This is a genomic window from Microcystis sp. M165S2, from assembly GCF_020245885.1.
In the GTDB taxonomy this organism is placed as follows: Bacteria; Cyanobacteriota; Cyanobacteriia; order Cyanobacteriales; family Microcystaceae; genus Microcystis.
In genome coordinates this window covers 1-6269 of record NZ_JADBTZ010000058.1, presented here as the reverse complement: position 1 = coordinate 6269, position 6269 = coordinate 1, and the positions used below count along the sequence as shown (strand labels likewise).

The following is a 6269-nucleotide window of genomic DNA, read 5'->3' as shown; positions in this document are numbered from 1 at the left end:
TCGCTTCGCTTCAACCGCGCATTTACCAATGTATCTAACTTCCCTAAGTTTGTCAACCCCTTTTGGCAAAATTTTTTGATCTTTTTTCTATCCCTTGCTACGTCAGCCTTTCAGCCTTTAGGGGTTTTGGCTAGTCCCTTGCTCAGAACTGCTGGTGCGGATAACTTAGTTTGTTTGTACTAAATATTTTCCTCAATTTAATTTTTTATTCAGTACCTCTCGATCGCCGGGTCGATTTTGGGGTATGGTTCCTTGAGAATCTATCTTCTGAAAGGAAAGCCCTCATGTCTCGCCGCGCTGCTTTACAATCCTATCTACTGGTGCGTTTACTCCTAGCTCCCTTGATGTTATGGACGATCGTGACGGTGGTTTTTCTGCTGATGCGTGTTGCCCCCGGTGATCCCACGGATGCGATTTTAGGCAACCGCGCCCCTGAAAGTGCCAAAAATGCCCTAAGAGAACAATTAGGACTGAATAAACCCCTATTTTTCCAGTACCTAGACTATATTTTCCACCTAATGCGTCTCAATTTAGGAGACTCTTTAACCAGTAAGGGGGTGACGGTATGGGAGATTATCGCTAAACATTTTCCAGCGACGGTGGAACTAACTTTTTATGGAATGCTAATTGCGGTGATAGTGGGGGTCGGATTGGGAATTATCACCGCTTCCCGTCCGAATACCCCCTTAGATGCTGGGGGACGTTTATTTGGACTGATAACCTATTCCTTGCCGATTTTTTGGGTGGGAATGCTCTTACAGCTAATTTTTGCGGTACAGTTGCGCTGGTTTCCCTTGGGGACTCGTTTTCCTTTGAGTGAAACTCCACCCCAGACAATTACGGGTTTATATACCTTTGATAGTCTGATGACTCTACAACTAGATAAGTTGCCTACAGCTTTGTATTATCTAGCCTTACCTAGTTTTACTCTCGGCATTCTTTTGAGTGGGATTTTTGAACGGATGGTGCGAGTTAATCTGAAACAAACTTTGCAAGCGGACTATGTAGATGCGGCAAAAGCGAGAGGAATACCAGAAAAAACGATTATGATCGCCCATGCGCTGAAAAATGCCCTAATTCCCGTAATTACTGTCTTAGGATTAACTTTTGCGGCTCTTTTAGGGGGTGCAGTCTTGACGGAAGTTACTTTTTCTTGGCCAGGTTTGGGAAATCAGTTATATCGGGCGATTTCTCTGCGGGATTACCCAACAGTGCAGGGATTAATGGCTTTTTTGGCGACAATAGTGGTTTTTGCCAGTATTTTGATCGATCTAATCAATGCTTGCATTGATCCTCGCATCCGTTATTAATCAGGGAGAGGGGTTGGGGGAAAAGGGAGTCAGTCCCGATGCCAAATTAGGTTATACTCCATCTTTATGAGAAAGGCTGTAATAAAAAAATGGATCAGGATTGCTTTTTATCTCTAGGTTGTTGTTAGGTGATTGCTGACTGATTAATAATGGTTGAATGTTAATCGGCTTTTCCTTTTAGGGAGACGAAATCGGGCCTATGGGAATTACTATTGTCACCATTTTGCGGGGGATGAAAAGGATTTCTAACTTCGGGGGGGGTGGGTAAACCCTGTTTCATTTCTGCTACTTTTAAGAGGATCAAATACTCATAAAAAGCTTGTAGAGTACACCAAGCAAAACCAGCTTTACCATCGAGAATTCCTGCCAAGATAAAATACATATAAAACCAACGAAGCAAGGGACGAAAAGGCAATCGTAGAGATAAATCTTTTAAAGCTCTCCGTCTTTCGACTTCGGTTTTACCAAAAAATAATTTTTTCCAACTAACACCACCGTTAGCCAACTGATGTAGGGTTTCTGCCGCTTCATCGGTAGAATAACGATTATGTTTTTCAATCCAACGACTTAAACCTTTACTACAGGTATAGTGGGGATAGGTTTCTTTTAAAAAAGAGGTTTTTCCCAGACATTCTTCTCTTTCCGTGTGACCATAATCGCTAAACCAGACTTGATCTTTTCTAAATAGACGCATTTGATAACGGGGATACTGGGTGCTGCGACGGATCCAAGTTCCCATAAACATAACTCTTTCGGCCACATAAAAACCAGTAAAATCTTTCTGTTGAGTGGCGCTCAGACATTCTGCGTAGAGTTGGGGTGTCATCCTTTCATCTGCTTCGAGAATATAAACCCAATCGTATTTAGTCTCGATATTTTCTAACATCCAAGTTCTTTGTTTACCATGGCTCTCGAATTGATGCTGAATCACGCGCACTGGATAACGAGAAGCAATCTCTACTGTGTGATCGCTACTGTAGGAGTCAACCACAATCACATCATCGGACAGAAGTGCCGATTCCACACAGGCGGCAATATCAATTTCTTCGTTATGAGTGAGAATGTAAATGGAAAACATAGATATAATATGGTGTTTGATTATACGAAACCCGATCGGGCAGTAGTCCTATTTTGTACCGGAAAAAGCGGAATAAAAACCCCTATCATACCAGAAATTTTCTTAAAACTGCCAGACTGAGCCTATTCTAACCTCGATCGCCTTTTTGTCAATATTTCTTAAGTATTACTTGAAAAATTCTTTACCTGAGCTTGCGGCGACCGGCAGTGAGCTATTCCCCGCCATGAGATAATAGACAGTGCTTTATGTCTTCAGTAATTTTCGATGACTGCTGTTTCCGAGTGTTTTCGTTCTCTCCGTTCCCAGGGGAATTGTGCCTTAATTCCCTTTATTACTGCCGGTGATCCCGATTTATCTACTACTGCCCAAGCTTTACGCATTTTAGACCGGGCAGGGGCCGATCTGATCGAGTTGGGGGTTCCCTATTCCGATCCTCTTGCGGATGGTCCGGTTATTCAAGCGGCAGCCACGCGCGCTTTAAATCGGGGTGTCAAGTTGGAAGATGTGCTAGAAATCGTCAAAAATGCTCAGGGAGAGGTGAAAGCTCCCATTATTCTCTTTACTTACTATAATCCTATCTATCATCGCGGGATAGATGTCTTTTTAGACCAAATTAAAGCAGCCGGGGTGAGTGGTTTGGTGGTTCCTGATTTACCCCTAGAGGAAGCGGAAAGTCTGCTGCAACCGGCTGCCGCTAAGGGAATTGAAGTGATTTTATTGGTAGCGCCTACCAGTCCCCCGGAACGAATACAAGCGATCGCCAGGCAATCCCAAGGTTTTATTTATCTGGTGAGTGTCACGGGAGTGACGGGAATGCGGAACCAAGTAGCCACCAGAGTGGAGGAATTGCTCGATTCTATCCGTTCTGTCACCGATAAACCCGTGGGGGTAGGATTTGGCATTTCTGACCCGACACAGGCGCTACAGGTGAAAAACTGGGGTGCTGACGCGGTAATTGTGGGTAGTGCCATGGTTAAACGTCTGGCCGATAATTCCCCCAGCGATGGGTTAAAATCCCTCGAAGAATTCTGTCGTAGTTTAAAACAGGCGATTCAGTGAGGGGTTAGAGGTTGTTATACTGGCGCAAATTAGCCGTTATCGAAGGGAATTCCCGCTGCGGGGCGATCGAGGTAGAATCTCTCTCGGATGCCCTTTTCTGCTGGTTTTAACGCTCGGTGGTGGCAGTAGGGATTGTTCCCCTAAAAGAGCATTGTACCTTGTTCTACGGGTGGCGCTCACGAATAAAATTGGTGCGTTACGGCCGATTGTTGATTTTAGTTTTTTGTCCAAATTAGCAGCCGCAAACACGCACCCTACAATCTACAGACAAAAGATTATTTTCGATTACAATCTCGGCATGGAATAACCCGTAAAATAATCCTTAGGTTGGGTTAAACGAAGTGCAACCCAACACACAACATGAAGAATAATAGGGGGATGATGTTGGGTTTCCGTTGTCAACCCAACCTACCAGATCGGCGATCGCACTACCTAAGTGAGAATAAATTATCAAAATTTTCCTGACAAAGATGGTGATGTTTTTAATCTTAGTAATTGATTTCTTCATCAACTAAGCGTTGGAACTTGTCAATGAGTTTGTTTTGAAGTTCCACAAAATCATTGATGTCCTTTTCTAGACGATCGTGGCGAATTTGACGAAATAATGGATTGTTTTCTTCATCCATAATCTGATATTTATCTTTCAAAAGTTTCATGAATCGTTCAAAAATAGCATCCAGCTCATAAGTCAACTCTTCTTTCTTTTGAAGTAAAAACTTAGCTGTATCAGCACGACGTGCTGCTTTATCACGGGTAAGATATTGATTACAAGTTTCTGTCAAAGCTTGTAATTGAGTTTCACGCAACGTTTCCAAGGCTCGTTTACGAAACTCATACTCTGTTTCAACTAAAGCTAACTGAGCTTTGATAATTGTCCGTTGGGCCGCATTAGGAAAAAATCGGGTTAGAAAACCATCCCGTTTTTGTTCGCTGAGTTTAATTGCTTCAAGCTGAACTTGCTCGGCTCGTCGCATAATTGGCAAGTTAGTGTTGTGAAAATCATCATTTTTACTGAGAGAATAGCGTCTATCAACCATGATTCAACTCCAAGATTTTTGTGTGTAAGACCAAACAGTAGTAAATTGATTTAAAACAATAACAAAAGGCGGACTTCTTGAAAAGACCAAAGTATTCATACTTAATTCATTGAAAATTAATTAAATTTTTAAATTATTGCCAGGGATCGTCATTGTTAATCGGGTGATTAGGTCGTCCATTAGTAGTATAATTAGTTACATAGTCTTCCATCGTCTCTAAGCTATCTTGATGAGCTTTTTCAACTTTATTGACTGTCCGACGATGCCGAAGTTCCTCTTCGACCATCGTAGGAATAGTTTGAGATTTAGCTTGTTTGTCCATTTCTTGTTTAATTTTATGTTTATAATTTGAGGGATTAAACTCTTTCCCTAGCTGAGAAATTTCTCGACTTAGCTTGTTTGTATAAACTTGGCTTAGTTGATTTATAAGTTGTTTAAAATCATCACTTTGAATTACATTTGTGATTGCTCTTTGTTGAACTTCCTCTGTTATTTCAAGTTGCTGTAAGGAATAGTTTTCATTGACACTTAGAGAACGCAAGTAAATATTTAATTGGGTTTCTTCTTCTTTTTCTAAAGCAATATCGTAAAGACTACGCTTAAGAAGCATTTTGGCTAAAATGGGGCTAACATCAATCAAAACAAAAAGAAGAGTAATAAAAATTGCTTTTTTATTTGCTAGTTTATCTAAAATCTCAAGCTGAGTCATAATATCATCAGCTTTTTCTCTTTCATTATCAATTTTTGCTAACTCAAAATCGCGTTTTTTAGTTAATTCGGCAATCCGTTGACGATTCTCATTAATTTGCTTTTCTGAATCTTGTTTTTTCTTTTCATATTCTTGAGAAATTACATTAAGGTCTTTCTGCTTTTCACGAAAAGCAGGTCCGTGTCCCACTTTAGTTGTGCCGCAAGTACCATCAATTTCACAAATAACCTCTTGGCTTTTTTGATCTCTTTGTTGCTTCAGACGATCTAACTCTTTTTCTAAGGCTTGATTGGCTTTTTCTTTGTCTTTAATTTCAGAATAAGCTTTGATTAAACGTTGTTGATCAGCAGAACGTTGCAATGAATTTTCCTCAACTAATTTTGCACGAATTGGTTTTTCAAAGATTTTAATCTCTAACGGTTTAGCCACAACAAGCGCAATGAAAATTGCGACAATTACCCGAATTGTTATAAAAGCAGTCTGTTGAAAAGACCAATGATCTTCTTTGCGCGTCGTAGAAACTAAAAAACGATCAAGGCTACCGATCATTAATCCCCAGAAACCACCCAAGAGAGTAGCCATAGCTTGTGAATTAAAAACAGTCCATAAAGCATAGCCTCCACTCACAGATGCGAGAATGGCAGTGAGTAAAATTATAAAACCGATTGCCGCATACTTGTCATGATCAACTTGACATTTTTTTAGAACACTTGTGTTCGCACCAGCACAAAACCAAAGAAATTTTACTAAAAAGTTGATTTCAGGTGCGGGCGAGTTGTTGGATAGAGCAGGAGAAGTAAGGGACTTCCAGAGAATAAAATACCCAACAAAAAAATAGAAAAGTGTTTTTTTGAAAAAGTAATTATTTTTGTCTAGGAAAACAAAGAATCTCCCATTACAACCTATTTTTCCGAAAAAATAGGCAGGACAAACTCTTATACTTCCGAGCTTTTTCGAGTATAACAAGGACAAGTTAAAGAATCAAAGACAGTTTTTAGCTAACCATCTTAGTTAACTACAAACTAGGTCTTATCATAATAGATATCAATAAACCATTGTCCCAAATCGGGAAAGTC

6 protein-coding genes are annotated in these 6269 nt (G+C 40.4%); 3 read left to right on the top strand and 3 right to left on the bottom strand.

Annotation, left to right across the window (positions count from 1 at the left end; genetic code table 11):
• Together IM479_RS03330 and IM479_RS03325 are read left to right on the top strand one after the other, a co-directional pair.
• The coding region (locus IM479_RS03330) for a hypothetical protein (RefSeq protein WP_287686212.1) at window positions 1–183 on the top strand (183 nt) is incomplete at its 5' end.
• Between the two features lie 101 nt (window positions 184–284).
• Complete coding sequence (locus tag IM479_RS03325) at window positions 285–1310, top strand: ABC transporter permease (protein WP_286823829.1); 1026 nt, start codon at window positions 285–287, stop codon at window positions 1308–1310.
• Window positions 1311–1470: 160 nt separating this feature from the next.
• On the opposite strand, the gene IM479_RS03320 is transcribed toward IM479_RS03325, so the two are convergent.
• Window positions 1471–2388, bottom strand: coding sequence for a glycosyltransferase family 2 protein (locus IM479_RS03320; RefSeq protein ID WP_287686211.1), 918 nt, complete (start codon window positions 2386–2388; stop codon window positions 1471–1473).
• Between the two features lie 264 nt (window positions 2389–2652).
• Here IM479_RS03320 and trpA point away from each other — a divergent pair, with 264 nt between their 5' ends.
• Complete coding sequence (gene trpA / locus IM479_RS03315; RefSeq protein ID WP_193956052.1) at window positions 2653–3447, top strand: tryptophan synthase subunit alpha; 795 nt, start codon at window positions 2653–2655, stop codon at window positions 3445–3447.
• A 488-nt stretch (window positions 3448–3935) separates the two neighbouring features.
• Here the strand turns inward: trpA and IM479_RS03310 are convergent, their stop codons facing one another.
• Complete coding sequence (locus IM479_RS03310; protein WP_287686210.1) at window positions 3936–4484, bottom strand: hypothetical protein; 549 nt, start codon at window positions 4482–4484, stop codon at window positions 3936–3938.
• A gap of 133 nt (window positions 4485–4617) precedes the next feature.
• Entirely contained in the window at window positions 4618–6159 is a 1542-nt protein-coding gene (locus IM479_RS03305; protein ID WP_287686209.1) for a DUF4407 domain-containing protein, read from the bottom strand.
• Window positions 6160–6269: the final 110 nt, after the last annotated feature.